This is a genomic window from Corynebacterium sp. UMB0012 (genome assembly GCF_030216265.1).
Classification (GTDB): Bacteria; Actinomycetota; Actinomycetes; order Mycobacteriales; family Mycobacteriaceae; genus Corynebacterium.
Genome location: NZ_JASOKQ010000011.1, coordinates 42,568 through 58,578 on the forward strand (window position 1 = coordinate 42,568; position 16,011 = coordinate 58,578).

Here is a 16,011-nt window from a genome sequence, read left to right on the forward strand (position 1 = left end):
GCAATACAATGCGCCCCAGCGGGATTCCGCTGGGGCGCATGTCGTTGCTCGCTTAATTGCGCAAGCAGCTCATTACAGCGCTAGTCCATCTTGTCCAAGATGTCGCCGGTGTTTTGCGCAATGCGCACGTTAGCCACCATCGCTTCCAGGAATAGCCTGATGGCAACCATGATTGCGTAGTAGATGACAGTGCTCAGTACCGCCAGGAAGATGAAGGCAAAGATGCTTCCGAAGATGGCGGACGCGGAATCTTCCTGAATGCCATAAATGCCCATGCCGGTGGCGAACAAGAAGGCACCGAGGAGGTGGAGGATCCACATGATGCCACCAAGAATCATGGCAACCTTGTAGATTTCCTTCACGTGGGTAAGTGTCAGGAAGTGCTTGAACTCGAACTCAAAGAGTCCGCCCAATAGGCCGTCTTTCTTGCCCAAGCCCTTGAGGGCGTCACTCATCTGGTTCTTCTTATTACCGAGAGTCTGGCCGGAATCGGCAGGAGCATCGCCTGCTTGGGGGAACTGTCCGAATCCCTGGCTCGTGCCCTGCTGTTGGGTGTAGCCGCCGAAAACCGGCTGATCGTTAGCGGACTGGGCGGAGCCGAATTGGTTGCCGTTCGCAGCAGCGTCCGACGATGCCGAATCCGTAAATGGATTATGCGCACGGGAGGCAGCGCCCTCGCTTGGGGTGGAGGAGTTCGAGGAGGCCCAGAAGTCAGAGGAGGTGCCCTCCGCGCTCGGCTTCGGGGAGGAAAGAGCACTCGAATTTCCAGACTTACCAGGCTTCTCGGTGTGGCCGAAAGACTTCGTCTCCTTGGCATCAGTAGAGCCAAATTCCTTGGTCTCATTCACCTCGGAGGCGCCGGCACCTTCGGCGCTTTTCGCAGCGTCCTCGGCGTGGTGACGCGGGTTTTCAGAAAAATCGCACGGAGAAAAATCCTTCGGAAACCCGTCGGAGTTGAAATCATTATCAGCCATAATCTGGTCCTTAGAAAATGCTTTAGGGGGATGGTAGGAAAATGCCCCACGGTCACCCGTGGGGCCACTTGGCAGAATACAGCGTGCGCTAGGCGTTCGCGTCCTGAACGCGACGAATCGCCTCGGCGGCAACCTTTTCTTGGATGCCCATGTCTAGCTCTGAAGTGAAGCCAACACAGGAGCAGTTGATCTCGCCGAGGACATAGGTGTCGGTGCCATCGGGGGCATCGTCAAGCATGAAATCCGCGGTCCAAATCAGCGGAACGTCCTTGGTATCGCCGAGCTTCTCTGCGATAACGGGGCGAGCCTTCTCGAACATCTCGAGCAACTCCGGCCAAGATTCCGGCTTATCGTAGGTGTACTTTGCGCCGGAGAAGAGCGTGGCAGAGAAGTTGTCGCCGCCTTCCGCTGGCTTCTTGTGCACGATGAATACCGGCTCGTCACCCACGAGGAGAATGCGGATTTCACCTTCCACAATGCGCGGCATAAAGCGCATGTCCACCAGCATGCCGTTATCGCCCTCAATGTACTGGTCGCAGAAGTCCATGAAGGCGCCCAGCTTATAGTCATGGGTCTGATTGTCTACTGCCTCGGTGCACTTCAGGGCGGTGTCGAGCGGGAGCGCGGTGCCCGGTTCCACGGATTGGGCAAGCTCCTGGTCCGCGAGGCGCACGCGCCAGATGCCCTCACCGGTGGAACCGCGGTTTTGCTTGAGTACGCGCTCGCCATAAGACAGCGAGGTGGGGAAAGTATTGTGCAGCTCTTCTACCTCGTAGTACGCGGCAGTATCGTCCGGCACCAGCGGGGTGTCATTGAGCTTGACCAGTGCATCTTTGGCGCCGTAGGCCATCATGTCCGCCGGAGTGGACATGCCTACCAGGCCGGCATCTGCCAGCTTGGTGAGCATTTGGAAGTAGCCCTTTTCGCCACCGGGGATATTGCCTGGGTTCACGCGAGAGATATAAGCATCAAAGTTTTCAGAAACCTGGGCGTAGATTTCCTCTGCCTTGTCTGGGTGGAAGTAGATGACCTCCGCATCCCAGCCTTGTTCCTTGATCGCGTTGACGATCGGCATGGTGTCCTTACGGTGACCATCTGCGCCTTTATCGGAGCCGCCCTCTACCTCAAATACAACGATTGCCTTGTGCACTAGCAGTTCCCTTCTTAGGTGGTGTTCATAGCACGTTTTCGCACCATATCCCAAGTTTATCCCAGCTTTTCCTCCCCCGCGCGGCCAACTGCCCCCTCTGCCTAACCCCGTCGGCCGGCGCCCCCATTTCCCCGGCCGAGCCCTGTATCGCACACCACAGGAATAATCCCCGAGTGATCACCACGGGAAAATTCGGGTTAAAGTGGTGGGAGCAAATTACTAACCCTTATAGGAAAGGCAGGCGGACAGTGGCTGACGTTGATCCCTATCCCCCATTTCAGGAATACGCACACCCCGAGCGCCTCGTGTCTGCACCGTGGCTGTCCGCACGCCTAGGCATCAAGGGCCTGCGCGTCATTGAGGTCGATGAAGACTCGCTCCTCTATGACATTGGCCATATCCCCACCGCCACCCGCATCAACTTCCGCACGGAGCTACTGAGCCCACTTACTCGCGATTTCATCGATGGCAAAGAGTTCACTGCCTTGATGCGGGACAAGGGCATTAATGCCGACGATACGATTGTCCTTTATGGCGATAAGTCCAACTGGTGGGCCGCCTACGCCCTGTGGGTATTTACCCTCTTTGGCCACAAGGATGTTCGCCTGCTCGATGGTGGCCGCAATGCCTGGATGGCCGAGGAACGCGATACTTCCTTCATGGTGCCGGACTTCCCCGAATCCGAATACCCCGAGGTAAGCCGCGATGATTCCGTCCTGCGTGCCTTCGTAGACCAGGTGCGAGAGTCCGAAGGAGCGCTCGTGGATACCCGCTCCCCAGAGGAGTTTGCGGGCGAGGCCACCGAGCACGATCCCAATGGCGATTCCGCCTACGGCACCACCATGCGCCACGGCCACATCCCCGGCGCCATCAACCTCGAATGGGACCGTTCCAACTATCCCAACTCCTGCTTCCGCTCGGCCGAGGAGCTCAAGGTTAATTACGGAATGCTGGAGCCTGAATCTGCAACGATTCTCTACTCCCACGTGGGCGCGCAGGCCGCGCACACCTGGTTTGTGTTGACGCATCTTTTGGGATTCACAAAGACGCAGGTCTACGATGGTTCGTGGTCTGAGTGGGGCAATATGGTGAAAATGCCGATTGAGCGTTAACTTTTCGGTTTCGCCACATAAACCCATATCCGGCATGGATGTGGGTTTATTTTTGTTCAGAAACATCCCCACTCGCGTGCGTGAAAATTAACTCATGCTTTTGTGTGCAAGAATAGATTGCGTATTCAACCTAATGTGTTCAGGAGGTTGCTGCCGTGGCAGTAGAAACCAAAAAGATCTCTAAGGTTCTCGTGGCGAACCGCGGTGAGATCGCCGTTCGCGTGATCCGCGCGGCCCGCGACGCTGGCATTGCCTCCGTCGCCGTCTACGCCGAGCCAGACGCCCAGGCACCTTTTGCCTCGCTTGCCGACGAAGCCTTTGCCCTCGGCGGCACCACTTCTGCCGAGTCCTACCTCGTCTTTGACAAGATTCTGGACGCCGCAGAAAAGTCCGGCGCCGATGCCATCCACCCCGGCTATGGCTTCTTGTCTGAAAACGCCGACTTTGCCCAGGCCGTCATCGACGCCGGCCTGACCTGGATTGGCCCCTCCCCCGAGTCCATTCGTGACTTGGGCGATAAGGTCACCGCGCGGCATATCGCCGAGCGCGCCGAAGCCCCCATGGCCCCAGGCACCAAGGATCCGGTAGCCGGCGCCGATGAGGTGCAGTCCTTCGCCATGGAATATGGCCTGCCTGTGGCCATCAAGGCTGCCTTTGGCGGCGGCGGCCGCGGCATGAAGGTGGCGTACTCCGCAGAGGAAATCCCGGAGCTTTTTGAATCCGCTACCCGTGAGGCAACCTCCGCCTTTGGTCGCGGCGAGTGCTTCGTAGAGCGCTACCTGGATCGGGCGCGCCACGTCGAGGCCCAGGTACTGGCGGATAAGCACGGCAACGTAGTGGTCGTCGGCACGCGCGATTGCTCCTTGCAGCGCCGCTTCCAAAAGCTGGTCGAAGAAGCCCCGGCTCCTTTCCTCACTGAGGAGCAGCGCGCCTCCATCCACGAATCCGCCAAGCGCATCTGCCGCGAGGCCGGCTACTACGGCGCCGGCACCGTGGAATACCTGGTAGGCGCCGATGGCCTCATTTCCTTCCTAGAGGTCAATACCCGCCTGCAGGTGGAGCACCCAGTTTCCGAGGAAACCACCGGCCTCGATCTCGTACGCGAGCAGTTCCGTATTGCTGAGGGCCACGAGCTCTCGTTGAAGGAAGACCCCACCCCGCGTGGCCATGCCTTCGAGTTCCGCATCAACGGCGAGGATGCCGCGGCAAACTTCATGCCGGCCCCTGGCACCATCGTGAAGTACTCCGAGCCAGCGGGTCCGGGCGTGCGCGTTGATTCCGGCGTCGTCCAGGGCTCCGTCATTGGCGGCCAATTCGATTCCATGCTGGCCAAGCTCATCGTCTGGGGCCCAGACCGCGAGACCGCGCTGCGTCGCTCCGCCCGCGCCCTGTCCGAGTACACGGTGGAGGGCCTGCCCACCGTCATCCCGTTTGACCAGGCTGTCGTTGCTGACCCCGCCTTCGCTGCAGAAGACGGCAACTTCGGCGTCTACACCAAGTGGATCGAAGAGGAATGGGATAACCAGCTGCCCGCCCACGATGAGTCCACCGATGCCGAAGCCGCCGACGCAGAGCCTTCCCAGGTGCACACCGTGGAAATCGACGGCCGCCGCATCGAGGTTGCCCTCCCCGCCTCCTTCGGCGCCAACGGCACCCCACGCAAAAAGAAGAAGCGTAAGGGCTCTGGTGCCAAGGCCGCCGTATCCGGCGATGCCGTGACCTCCCCAATGCAAGGCACGGTCATCAAGGTCAACGTCGAAGAAGGCCAAGAGGTCGCCGAAGGCGAGGTTCTCCTCGTGCTCGAAGCCATGAAGATGGAAACCCCCGTCAAGGCACATAAGGCCGGAACCGTAACCGGTCTTGCCGTGGAAGCAGGCGCTTCTACCACTAAGGGCAGCGTACTGCTGGAAATCAAGTAGCCTGCCCCGCTAGCCTTGGAAGAATGACTGATTCTTCCCTCGGCGTGCGCTTGGCCAAGGAAGAGGACCGCGATTATCTTGCGGGCCTCTTCCCTTCTTCTATCGCGGACTGGTCCCCCATTGTGGACGGCGGAGTCATCGCCCTGCCCATGGCCGCCAACGAGGACCCTACCGTTGCTCCCCGCGGCGCCGCGCTCCTGCGCTACTACCCCGCCGCCGACAAAGGCCCAGCTTTCTTGGGCGACCCCTCGGCGCACCCGCTTGACGACGCCACCTGGCTCACCCCCTTCGATCCCGAAGACATTCCCGAGCTCATCGTCTCCAGCGATGACCCCGCCGCCCGCGAATTGCTTATTGCCAACGCCATCGACCTCGCGGCCGAGCAGACTGCCCCCGGCATCTCTTCTGCCACGGCCCTGCCCGGATTCGAGGAACTCGCACCCGGCAAGTTCTTCCGCCGCTTCTAGCTCGCCCCTAGGTCCGTCCGCCCTCCTGCTAACCTAGCTACGATGCTGAAAATAGATGCAACTTACGGACATTCCACCGCTTTGGGGCACCTGAATCGCACCTTCGACGCCGGGCGCGTATACGGCTTGAAGGGTCCCAATGGTGCGGGTAAATCTACGCTGCTGCAGACCTTGAGCGGCGAAATTGCCCCACTGAAAGGCACCGTCTCCATCGACGGTGCCGCACCCGGCAGCGCTGAGGCCGCCGGATCCGTCATCGCAGTCGCGGACCCGGTCTTCTTGCCCGACCTCACCGTCGGAGAGCACTTCACCCTGCTTTCGCGCCGCTCCGGCGTAGACTTTGCCGAGGTCCATGAGCTCTGGGCCATCGACGACGACATCCGGAACTCCGCAGTCAGCGACCTTTCTTCTGGTCAGTGCCAACGCGTCTACCTCGCCGCCCAGCTCTATCAGCCGGCCAAGGCCCTGCTTATCGACGAACCCGAGCGCCACCTTGACCACACCTGGACCGCCTTCTTGGCCGAGGAGCTGCGCCACCTCGCCGACGAGGGCCGTTGTGTAGTGCTGGCCTCCCACTCCCCGGCCATCTTCGATGCCTGTGATGAAGTGGTGGAGATTTCATGAAGCTTTTATCCCACGCCTCTTCAGCTATCTATTACGCCTTCATCGCGGCGCTCATCGCGAGCGTCAGTGTCTACGCTTGGCAGAATGCCGCCGAGGTTTTACCCTCGCTCGCGCAGCGCACTGCCGCGTCCCTGCCCGCCACCGCGACCATCGGCGCTGCGTTCGGCTCCCTCGCCCTCATCGTTCTCCTCGAGGCGCTCTATCCGCTGCGCAGCCTTTCCCTGAGCCGGTGGGTCTATGTGGATAGGCCGCGGGGGCGTATGCGGGGCGTCGATAAGCTGTCCGTTGCCCAGCTCGCCGGCGTGAGCCTCCTCGGCCTAGCCCTGTGCGCGTCGCTGCGCCTTCCGCTCTATGCGGCGATGACCCTCCCTTTGCTGCGCATAGCGCTCGGCTGGCGTTCCTTCGACCTCGCCTCGCTTCTTCGCGCGGGCCGCACCCGTGCCGTCGGCTCGTCCTCCTTTGGACTTTTGGATTCTGAGGTTTCTGCCGATGCCATTGCCTCCCAGTCGGCCCGCCTGCGCCCCAGCTCGCGCGCCACGGCGTCGCCCGGCTGCCTCTTTTTCCGGCGCCTATACCGCCGCTGGTACATCCCGCTCGGCGCGGTAGCTGTCATCGGCCTCACCCTAGGCCTTGTCCCACAACTCGGCAGCCTGGCGCTCATAGGATTCGCTGCCGCATGGACCATCGTCGGCGCCGCCACCGGCCGCTCCGCATCCTTCGGCCGCATCATCGACGGAGCCTGGCCCGACTGGGGACTTCCCCTGACCGCGACAGCCGGTGCCGCCGTTCTCGGTACCGCCTTCGTCGCCGCCGTGTGGAAGCTGCCTGTACTCGTACTCGCCGCGTGCTGTTTAGGACTTACCTACGCCGCTTTTAAGCGCTCCCGCCCAGCGCGCGTAACCACGATGAATATCATCGACACCGGTGGCTTCGGCGCTTCATTCTCCCCCGAAGTCTTCGGTTACTTCCTGCGCGGTGGCTACGGCATTGCGACCATAGCTGTGGCCCTCTTCATCTAGTCACCCTGCACTTTCCCCAGGTACGTCACTGCATTACATGCACATACCTGGGGATTTCTTTTTGACATTATTCTGTATTACTTCACATAACACAGTTTGTGTTACTATAAGTAATACAGAACAAAGATAGGAGGTGACAGATGTTTATTAACCTCAACCCCGATTCGGATGTCCCTGTCTTCCAACAAATCCACGATGAATTAGTACTGGCCATAGCTCGCGGCCAGCTCTCTGATGGTGACAAGCTAGACCCCGTCCGCCGCGTCGCCAAAGACATAGGCATCAACCCGGCCACCGTGAAGAAGGCGTACGACCTCTTGGTTTCTGACGGCCTCGTAGAAACCGCCGGCCGCTCCGGCTCCATCGTCAGACCCGGCGCTCACACCGAGGCTCAAGAAAGACAACTAGCTGAGCAATTAGGCCGCGTAGTCGCGCTCGCTCGTGCCCAAGGCTTTAGCCCAGATGAGCTCCACACCCACCTCAGCTCCACTCTTAAACACTTGGAAGTATCGTCATGATTTTCGCACTTTTAATGGCCGCCACAACTCTCGCTATTACCTGGATTATGGCCCAAACGCCCTCCCTTGCCTCGCCCGGCACACCGCTCGGTGTGCGCGTGCCAAAGGACTACCTTTCCGATAGTGCAGTTACCTCTGCGCTTGCTGGATACAAGGTCCGTACTTGGGGCTCCGGCATCGCGGCAACAATTCTGTCCCTCTTTGCCTGGAAATTGCCACTACTCGCCGCCGTACCGTCCCTCTTGGTGACGCTCGGCGGCTTGTGGGCTTACATCTCTCAACGCCGCCGCATCATCGCGGCGAAAAAGGCCGGCGATTGGTTCGACGAGGTCGAAACCACCATCGCTGCTCGTGTTTCCACCACCGCCAATGGCACACCCGAATTCGAAGGCATCCCCACGCCGACTTTTCCGTGGGTAACAATGCTCGCCTCCCTATTGTGCATCGCGGCCGGTGCCATCATCGTCGCTTCCCACTGGTCGGATATTCCTGACCCCGTTCCAGTGCACTGGAATTCTTCCATGGAGGCGGATAATTGGAGCGAAAAGAATATCGGCAGCGTATTTTCTATCTCCTTCATCGCCTTAGGAATGCTCTTGCTTTTCGCCATCATCTGCTCTTTTATCGCACATAGTGAGGTATCCCCACGTTCAGAACGCAGCATTAAAGCTCGACTGCGCAATGAAGCCAACCTCGCCTTCACAAACACCGGAATGGGAGTTCTCACCCTGCTCGTGTGTGCCGGCATGGCCTTCCTGCAAGTAACCGGCCCTGTACCGCAATTTCAGCGGTTTAACGGCGCCGCCGTTATCACGATGTTGGTTCTTACCATCGGTGGCAGCATCGGACTGGTTGCATTTCTTCTCTCCAAACAATCTCAATTATCCGAGCAACTGCGTGGAATCCGCTTTCCCGATGAAGACAAAGAATCACCGGACAATGACCATCTCTATAAATGGGGCGTGATGTACTACAACCCAGAGGATCCGGCGGTACTAGTGGATAAGCGCTTCGGCACCGGCGTGTCGTTTAACTTCGCCCGCTGGCAGGCCAAGGCATTCCTCGCCATCACACTTCTAGTTCTAGTCGGCTCAATAGCGCTGCCTTCCCTACTAGGCTGAAAATTTTAGCACTCCACACTGAATCACGATTTTTGTCCATATAAACCGCCGATTTCGTCGACGGTTTTGGTGGTTTATATGGACGAAAATCGCGAAAAGCCACCCGCAGATAGCACAGCGCCCCGCTTCCTAGAGGATTGAGCGAAGGAAGCGGGGCGCTGGCGTGCGTCAGTTAGTTGATGACGGCAATGAGGTCGCCGCCTTCCACCTTGGTGGCCTGTCCGATGGCCACGCGCTCGACCACACCATCCTTGGTGGCGGAGATGGATGCTTCCATCTTCATCGCCTCGATGACCGCGATCTGGTCGCCGGCCTTAACCTCGTCGCCAGGCTTGGCGGTCGGGTTGACCACACCAGCAAATGGTGCGGCGACGTGGCCCTCGTTGGAGGGGTCGGCCTTTTCTACGGTAGCGACCGTGGATTCGGCGTTCTCGTCGCGCACCTTCATCGGGCGGATCTGGCCGTTGACGTTGAGAACCACGTTACGCATGCCCTTTTCGTCCGGCTCACCCACGGCGTCGAGACGCACCACGACCTGCTTGAGGTCAGCGCGATCGGTGGAGTCCTCTGGGAAGTAGTGGACGACCTTTTCTTCGCCTTCGGTAAGACCATAGAAGAAGGTGGTATCCGTCAGTGCCTCGGTGTTGCCGTACTTGCGGCGGAACTCGTTGAATTCCTCGAACTGCTTCGGGAATAGCAGGCGATTCAGGCTGGCACGGCGCTCATCCGAGTTATCGGATTCCAGATGCGGTTGCTCTTCCGCAGGAACCTCGCTCACCTTGGCGCCGGTTTCCTCGCGGCCATCGAGCACCTTATCGCGCAGCTCCGGCCAACCGCCCGGAGGGGTACCGAGCTGGCCGCGGAGGAACTGGTTGACCGAGTCCGGAATATCGAACTTCGTCGGATTAGCGGCGAAGTCTGCAGGATCGACGCCGGCGCCAACAAGGTGCAGGGCAAGATCGCCTACAACCTTGGAGGATGGGGTGACCTTGGTCGGACGGCCCAGCATCTCATTGACTGCTGCATAGGTGTCCTCGATGACCTCGAAGCGGTCTGCCAAACCGAGGGCAACGGCCTGGGCACGCAGGTTGGACAGCTGGCCGCCCGGAATCTCGTGCTTGTACACGCGACCGGTCGGGCCAGGGATACCGTTCTCAAACGGGGCGTAGAGCTGGCGGACGGCTTCCCAGTAGGGCTCGAGATCCGATACGGCCTGCAGGTCGATGCCGGTATCGCGCTTGGACTGAGAGAATGCTGCAATAAGGGCGGACAGCGACGGCTGCGAGGTGGTGCCGGCCAACGGCGCGGAGGCGCCGTCGACAATGTCGGCGCCGGACAAGGCGGCCGCATAGTAGGTTGCCATCTGGCCGCCCGCGGTATCGTGCGTGTGCACGTGCACCGGCAGGTCGAATTCCTTGCGCAGCGCCATAACCAGCTTGGAAGCGGCCTCAGGGCGGAGCAGACCGGCCATATCCTTGATGGCAAGGATATGGGCTCCGGACTCTACAATCTGCTCGGCCAGCTTGAGGTAGTAATCCAGCGTGTACAGGTTCTCCTTCGGCGAGGAAAGGTCACCGGAGTACGCCATGGCCACCTCAGCAACGGTGGTATTGGTCTCGAGGACGGCATCGATGGCTGGGCGCATCTGGGAGACGTCGTTAAGAGCATCAAAGATGCGGAAGACGTCCACGCCGGACTTGGCTGCTTCCTGGACAAAGCCGCGGCAGACCGAGTCTGGGTACGGGGTATAGCCCACAGTGTTGCGTCCGCGCAGGAGCATCTGGATGTTCTGGTTTGGCATAGCCTCGCGCAGCATGTCCAAGCGGACCCATGGGTCCTCGTGAAGGAAGCGCATGGCGACGTCATAAGTTGCACCACCCCATGCCTCGACCGAGAACAGGTTCGGGGTCATGCGGGCTACGGCTTCGGCTGCAGAAACCAGGGCGGTACTACGCACGCGGGTAGCCAGCAGGGACTGGTGGGCGTCGCGGAAGGTGGTATCCGTAACCATCAGCGCATTCTGCTGGCGGATCTTCTCCGCCCACTTTTGCGGACCAAACTCGAGCAGGTCATCTCGGGAACCGCGCGGCAGCGGCTCGGAAAGGTCTAGCTCGGGGAGCTTATCAAAGGGGCGCAGCGCCGTTGGGCGCGTACCGTTGGGCTTATTGACGGTGGTCTCCGCGATGTACTCGAGGATGCGACCAGATTCGTCGACTGCCGGTGGAGCCTTGAGCAGGTCCGGATGATCACTAATGAAGCCCGTGTTCACGCGCGTCTTGGTGAAGTCCGGCTCGCGCAGCAAAGCACGCAGGAATCCAATATTGGTGGCTACGCCAGAGACATGGAACTCATTCAGCGCACGCTGGGCGCGCTGGACGGCCTGCTCAAAGTTGACGCCGCGGCAGGTCATCTTCACCAACAGGGAGTCGAAGTTGGGCGAAACCTCTGCGCCCACGGACGTTGCACCGTCCAGGCGCACGCCGGCGCCGCCCGGCGAACGATACGCGGTCAGCGTGCCGGTATCCGGGCGGAAGCCGTTATTCGGGTCCTCGGTGGTAATGCGGCACTGCAGGGCCGAACCGGTGATGGAAATCTTGTCTTGGGCGAGGTGAATATCTTCCAGCGAAGCGCCGGCCGCGATATTCATCTGGGCCTTGACGATGTCTACGCCGGTGATTTCCTCGGTCACGGTGTGCTCCACCTGCACACGCGGGTTCATCTCGATGAAGACGTGATTGCCGCGCTCATCGACAAGGAATTCCACGGTGCCCGCGCCTTCGTAATTGATGTGCTCACAGAACTTCACCGCATCCTGGCAGATGCGGTCACGCAGCTCGGAATCCAGTGACGGCGCCGGCGCAATCTCTACCACCTTCTGGTGGCGGCGCTGCACCGAGCAGTCACGCTCAAAGAGGTGCACCACATTGCCCTGGCTATCGGCCAGAATTTGTACCTCGATGTGCTGTGGTTTGATGACCGCGGTCTCTAGGTACACGCTGCCGTCACCGAACGCCGCCTCCGCCTCGCGCGAAGCCTCGGCCGCCTTTTCGCGCAGCTGATCCTCGGATTCCACGAAGCGCATGCCGCGCCCGCCGCCACCGGCGACAGCCTTAACGAATACGGGGAAGTTAAAGTCCTTGGAGTATTCCACCAGCTTATCGACGTCCGTCGATGGCTCCGAGTCCTGCAACGTCGGCAGCCCGGCTTCCTTTGCCGCACTAACCGCAGCCGCCTTATCACCGGTGAGGTCCAACGTGCTTGGGGTCGGACCAATGAACTTAATGCCATTGTCCTCACACGCACGAGCAAGATCCGCGCGCTCCGAAAGGAATCCATAGCCGGGGTAAATGGCATCCGCTTCGGCCTTCTTGGCGGCGCGGATAATCTCATCAATGTCCAGATATGCCTTGACCGGCTGCCCCTCGGCGCCGATGCGGACGGCCTCATCCGCGAAGGCGCGGTGGAAGGAGTTTCGGTCTTCGCGAGGATAGACCGCGACGGTCTTTGCCCCGGTCTCAAAGGCAGCACGGAATGCACGCACAGCGATTTCGCCGCGGTTGGCTACCAGAATCTTTTTGAACGATGGAAGCGCGGGATTAGCCACTTCGGTGTTCCTTTCAACTCGGAAGGCGCTGAGATACAACGTCTCCACTCGGGTGATCCGTATCTCAGTTTAGAGATCGAAACCTTCCTTGTCTGCCCATTTTCAAGCGGAGTTTGCCACACCATCCAGCGCTTAAACCGCTGCACGGACGGTTTCTGCCGCCCGACCAGTAATAACAGGGTTAGCTATTCTGTAAATCTTGCAAATTTTTACCTCAACAAAATATGCAGCGGGGACACCTGCGTACCCAAGTAAACCGTTGTTGACCAAACGCCTCCCCGGCTATATGGTTACCCACATAGGTGGTAAACCCACACACCAGGGAAGGAATCACATGCCACATACACGAGAGGCCGCACCATGAGCGATACTCGGCCTATTTATCAACAGCTGGCAGGAGGAATCAGAGACATGATTATTTCCGGCGAACTCCCCGAGGGAGAACGCGCCCCCAGTACCAATGAGCTTTCAGCTTTCCATTCCGTCAACCCCACTACCTCCGCAAAGGCACTAACCGTCCTCTTCGAGGAAGGCCTGCTGGAAAAGCGACGCGGCCTGGGCATGTTTGTGCGCGAAGGCGCGCGCGACAAGGTACGCCACCAACGCCAAGAGGCGCTCAGGGAAGACTTCATCGTGCCTCTCCTCAAGGAAGGAGCCACGCTGGGCTTAAGCACCAGCGATATCGCCGACCTCATCGAAGCCGAAGGAGACCATCATGACGCACCTTAAGATGCACAATGTCAGCTGCAAGCGCCGCCTGCACGTGCCACACCTGGAGCTTACCGCCGGCATGTATGGGCTTATCGGCCCCAATGGCGCCGGCAAGACCACGCTCCTGCGCGCGATAGCGGGATTCCTCCCTACTAAGGGCAGCATCGATACCCCACAGGTAGCGATTGCGCGCACCGGCGCCGATATTTCGCTCTCCGGTTCCACCGTGGCCCAGCACCTGCGCGCCGCACAGCATGTGCGCGAGGGTTTCGACGTGGGGTATGCGGAGGAGCTGTTGGATAAGGTGGGCGTCGACAAGCGCAGCAAGAACCGCTCTTTAAGCACCGGCCAGCGCCAACTAGTTGCCTGCGCCACTGCCCTGGCTGCGCGCACGCCGGTCACCCTCCTCGATGAGCCTTTCAATGGCCTGGACGCGCCAACGCGCACGCGCCTGCGCGAGCTCATCATCGCCCACGCCTCCGGCACCCCGGACTGGCTGCTGGTGCTTTCTTCTCACCGCGCCGAAGACCTCGTCGGCCTAGTTGACCAAGTCATTACCGTGCACGACGGCACGGTCAATAAACCCACCGAGCTGGAATCCCAGCGGCCGCACTACCCAGTGCTCACGGGCAGCACCAAAGACGTCGAGCAAGCACTCGCGCTTGCCGACGCCCTCCCACTCCACCAATCCTCGCTTGGCTCGACCACCAAAGTTAATGCTTGGTCCCCGGTGCCGTTTCCGGACGATACCGTGGACGCCACCCAAATCACCGTCTCCTACCTTGACGACGGCCAGCTCATTGATTCCCTTGTTTCCCGCGCCCATGAATCCACCCGCACCTCACAAGAGGAGTCCTAGCCATGAAACTGCTTAAGACCTTTAATCTCAACGCCACAAAGACCTTTATCGCCGTTTGCATTATCGTCGCATTGCTGTGGAGCGTGCCTTATTTCCTGCCCACCGACCCAACAACGATTAGCGCTAACCCTGCTGGCTGGGGAATTCTCGCCGTATTCATTTGGGGCCTCTACTGCGCCTTCACCGCAACTGAATACCGGGCCCTTCGTGGACTGGGAATGCGCCCACAGCAGTGGCTGATGAGCATGCACGCGACCCTATGGCTAGCCGCGTTCGTATTCGGCGCCATTGCTTGGCTGACATTTTATGTCGCGCTACGCGCTGGCGTAGACATGTACTCGTCGTGGGTTATCTCTCCTGGCAGTTCCGGTCTCAGGCCTCTCTTCGCTCGAGTCGCGACCTTGGGAAGCTTTATTTGTGGCCACCTACTTACCGGATACATCGGCACTTTCATCGGCTTAGTGGTCAGTAGCGCCAAACAACGTTCTCTGTTCACCCGGTTCTTGCTTATTGTTGGCATCCTTGTCGGCTTCTATGCAGCAGCACTCCTGCTGGCAATTCTTATTGATAGCCTAGGGACTGTCCACATCGGCGCCCCTTGGCCAGGTTTATTCTTCTTCTCGGCTTTGACTGTCATCGTTTTCTCACTGGTGATGCATCAGTTAGCGCGGCGAGTCCAGCCTTAGACTATCCGTGGAAAACGGCTACTCCCCCACCCCGAGAATGAAAATTGTCTCTGGAGGAGGGGGAGCTTGTGAGTTTTAGAAGGACTTCGGCGGAACCGAACGCTGCTCCTCGCCGTTATAAGCGGATAGCGGGCGGATAAGCGAGTTATTCTCGTTCTGCTCTACGATGTGCGCAGTCCAACCGGTAATGCGGGCCATCACAAAGATTGGCGTGAAGAATTCAATGTCAAAGCCCAGGATGTGATAGGCAGGTCCAGCCGGGAAGTCGAGGTTGGGTTTGATCTTGATGGAGGTGTTTTCCTCCATCGTCTTGGCCATGACGTCATACATCTCAACCCACTGGGTCTGGTCGTGCTGTTCGGCCAGCTCCTTAAACGCTGCCTCCATTGTCGGCACGCGGGAGTCGCCGTTTTTGTAGACGCGGTGACCAAATCCCATGACCAATTCCTTGTTAGCCAGCTTCTTCTTGGTCCACTCTTCTGCCTTGGCAGGATCGGCAACCTCCAGGAAGTTTTTCATCACGGCCTCGTTGGCACCGCCATGCAGAGGCCCTTTGAGCGCGCCGATGGCCGCGACGATGGCGGAATAAGTATCGGACATGGTGGAGGTCACCACGCGGGCAGCGAAGGTGGAAGCGTTAAAAGAGTGCTCAGCGTAGAGAATGAGGGACTTATCAAAGGCCTCGATATCGGCGCGGTTGGTAGCTGGGGAGCCTTCCTCATCACCGAAGACCATCCACAGGAAGTTCTCCGCAAAGCCCTTCTTGCGAGAAGGTTGGATGTAGCCCTCGCCGCGGCGGCGTCGGATATCAAGAGCAATGATGGTCGGGATCTTGGCCATTAGCTCAAGCGCGGTACGGCGGATATGTTCAGAGTCCTTGGTATATTCCTCTGGGTCTTGGGAACCGATATAGGAAATGGCGGTACGCAGAACGTCCATTGGGTGGCACGACAGCGGCATGGACATAATGAGGTCAATGACATGGCGCTCCAGGTGGCGCAGGGCTTTCTCGCGGGCAGAGAAACGGATGAGGGATTCCTGCCCCGGTAGCTTGCCGTTCCACAGCAGATAGGCCACTTCCTCGAAGGAGCAATAGCGGGCAAGCTCTTGGACGGGATAGCCGCGGTAGGTCAGCGAGTTGGTCTCAGGGACGACCTTGGACACGGCAGTCTCATCGACGACGACGCCATACAGGCCCTTGCGGATTTCGGGGGTCTGGTTCTTATCGGACATGGTGGGAATTCTCC

Annotated in this window: 14 protein-coding genes; 10 read left to right on the top strand and 4 right to left on the bottom strand. The window is 59.4% G+C overall.

Translation table 11 applies throughout. The annotated features are described in order from the left end of the window. Window positions 1–80 precede the first annotated feature (80 nt). Both QP324_RS06935 and QP324_RS06940 read right to left on the bottom strand, forming a co-directional pair. On the bottom strand, window positions 81–974 hold the full coding sequence (locus tag QP324_RS06935) for a DUF4282 domain-containing protein (RefSeq protein WP_284815247.1): 894 nt from the start codon (window positions 972–974) through the stop codon (window positions 81–83). Between the two features lie 88 nt (window positions 975–1,062). Beyond that, the gene (locus tag QP324_RS06940) at window positions 1,063–2,124 is read right to left on the bottom strand and encodes a Cj0069 family protein (RefSeq protein ID WP_250411331.1); all 1,062 of its coding nucleotides are present in this window, start codon (window positions 2,122–2,124) and stop codon (window positions 1,063–1,065) included. A 248-nt stretch (window positions 2,125–2,372) separates the two neighbouring features. Between QP324_RS06940 and QP324_RS06945 the strand changes: the two genes are divergently transcribed. From QP324_RS06945 to QP324_RS06975, 7 genes are all read left to right on the top strand, one after another. Beyond that, window positions 2,373–3,236 (top strand): sulfurtransferase, encoded by an 864-nt coding sequence (locus tag QP324_RS06945; protein ID WP_150850515.1) that lies wholly within the window; start codon window positions 2,373–2,375, stop codon window positions 3,234–3,236. 155 nt (window positions 3,237–3,391) lie between these two features. Further along, window positions 3,392–5,155, top strand: a complete 1,764-nt coding sequence (locus tag QP324_RS06950; protein WP_284815250.1) for an acetyl/propionyl/methylcrotonyl-CoA carboxylase subunit alpha — start codon at window positions 3,392–3,394, stop codon at window positions 5,153–5,155. A gap of 23 nt (window positions 5,156–5,178) precedes the next feature. Further along, entirely contained in the window at window positions 5,179–5,622 is a 444-nt protein-coding gene (locus QP324_RS06955; RefSeq protein WP_225745886.1) for a hypothetical protein, read from the top strand. A gap of 42 nt (window positions 5,623–5,664) precedes the next feature. After that, a complete protein-coding gene (locus QP324_RS06960) occupies window positions 5,665–6,246 on the top strand; it encodes an ATP-binding cassette domain-containing protein (RefSeq protein ID WP_284815253.1) in 582 nt (193 codons plus the stop codon). Further along, window positions 6,243–7,265, top strand: a complete 1,023-nt coding sequence (locus QP324_RS06965; protein WP_284815255.1) for an ABC transporter permease — start codon at window positions 6,243–6,245, stop codon at window positions 7,263–7,265. Before QP324_RS06960 ends, QP324_RS06965 begins: the two co-directional genes overlap by 4 nt. Before the next feature lie 140 nt (window positions 7,266–7,405). Further along, window positions 7,406–7,783: a GntR family transcriptional regulator gene (locus QP324_RS06970; protein WP_179387448.1), complete on the top strand. Its 378-nt coding sequence runs from the start codon at window positions 7,406–7,408 to the stop codon at window positions 7,781–7,783. After that, window positions 7,780–8,904, top strand: a complete 1,125-nt coding sequence (locus QP324_RS06975; RefSeq protein ID WP_284815258.1) for a DUF1648 domain-containing protein — start codon at window positions 7,780–7,782, stop codon at window positions 8,902–8,904. The genes QP324_RS06970 and QP324_RS06975 overlap by 4 nt, the downstream gene beginning before the upstream one ends. Before the next feature lie 172 nt (window positions 8,905–9,076). Here QP324_RS06975 and QP324_RS06980 read toward each other — a convergent pair whose 3' ends face one another. Next, on the bottom strand, window positions 9,077–12,508 hold the full coding sequence (locus QP324_RS06980; protein WP_284815259.1) for a pyruvate carboxylase: 3,432 nt from the start codon (window positions 12,506–12,508) through the stop codon (window positions 9,077–9,079). Between the two features lie 360 nt (window positions 12,509–12,868). Between QP324_RS06980 and QP324_RS06985 the strand changes: the two genes are divergently transcribed. The 3 genes from QP324_RS06985 to QP324_RS06995 are packed head-to-tail and all read left to right on the top strand — an operon-like array spanning window position 12,869 to window position 14,764. After that, window positions 12,869–13,237, top strand: coding sequence for a GntR family transcriptional regulator (locus QP324_RS06985; RefSeq protein ID WP_284815261.1), 369 nt, complete (start codon window positions 12,869–12,871; stop codon window positions 13,235–13,237). Continuing rightward, window positions 13,224–14,078: an ATP-binding cassette domain-containing protein gene (locus QP324_RS06990; RefSeq protein ID WP_284815263.1), complete on the top strand. Its 855-nt coding sequence runs from the start codon at window positions 13,224–13,226 to the stop codon at window positions 14,076–14,078. Before QP324_RS06985 ends, QP324_RS06990 begins: the two co-directional genes overlap by 14 nt. A gap of 2 nt (window positions 14,079–14,080) precedes the next feature. Further along, on the top strand, window positions 14,081–14,764 hold the full coding sequence (locus QP324_RS06995; RefSeq protein WP_239278883.1) for a transglycosylase: 684 nt from the start codon (window positions 14,081–14,083) through the stop codon (window positions 14,762–14,764). Window positions 14,765–14,839: 75 nt separating this feature from the next. On the opposite strand, the gene QP324_RS07000 is transcribed toward QP324_RS06995, so the two are convergent. Continuing rightward, window positions 14,840–15,997: a bifunctional 2-methylcitrate synthase/citrate synthase gene (locus tag QP324_RS07000; protein WP_284811322.1), complete on the bottom strand. Its 1,158-nt coding sequence runs from the start codon at window positions 15,995–15,997 to the stop codon at window positions 14,840–14,842. Window positions 15,998–16,011 lie beyond the last annotated feature (14 nt).

Coding starts and splice junctions, on each gene's coding strand:
- QP324_RS06935 (WP_284815247.1), bottom strand. CDS start 974: ATGGCTGATAATGATTTCAACTCCGACGGGTTTCCGAAGGATTTTTCT.
- QP324_RS06955 (WP_225745886.1), top strand. CDS start 5,179: ATGACTGATTCTTCCCTCGGCGTGCGCTTGGCCAAGGAAGAGGACCGC.
- QP324_RS06960 (WP_284815253.1), top strand. CDS start 5,665: ATGCTGAAAATAGATGCAACTTACGGACATTCCACCGCTTTGGGGCAC.
- QP324_RS06965 (WP_284815255.1), top strand. CDS start 6,243: ATGAAGCTTTTATCCCACGCCTCTTCAGCTATCTATTACGCCTTCATC.
- QP324_RS06970 (WP_179387448.1), top strand. CDS start 7,406: ATGTTTATTAACCTCAACCCCGATTCGGATGTCCCTGTCTTCCAACAA.
- QP324_RS06975 (WP_284815258.1), top strand. CDS start 7,780: ATGATTTTCGCACTTTTAATGGCCGCCACAACTCTCGCTATTACCTGG.
- QP324_RS06985 (WP_284815261.1), top strand. CDS start 12,869: ATGAGCGATACTCGGCCTATTTATCAACAGCTGGCAGGAGGAATCAGA.
- QP324_RS06990 (WP_284815263.1), top strand. CDS start 13,224: ATGACGCACCTTAAGATGCACAATGTCAGCTGCAAGCGCCGCCTGCAC.
- QP324_RS06995 (WP_239278883.1), top strand. CDS start 14,081: ATGAAACTGCTTAAGACCTTTAATCTCAACGCCACAAAGACCTTTATC.
- QP324_RS07000 (WP_284811322.1), bottom strand. CDS start 15,997: ATGTCCGATAAGAACCAGACCCCCGAAATCCGCAAGGGCCTGTATGGC.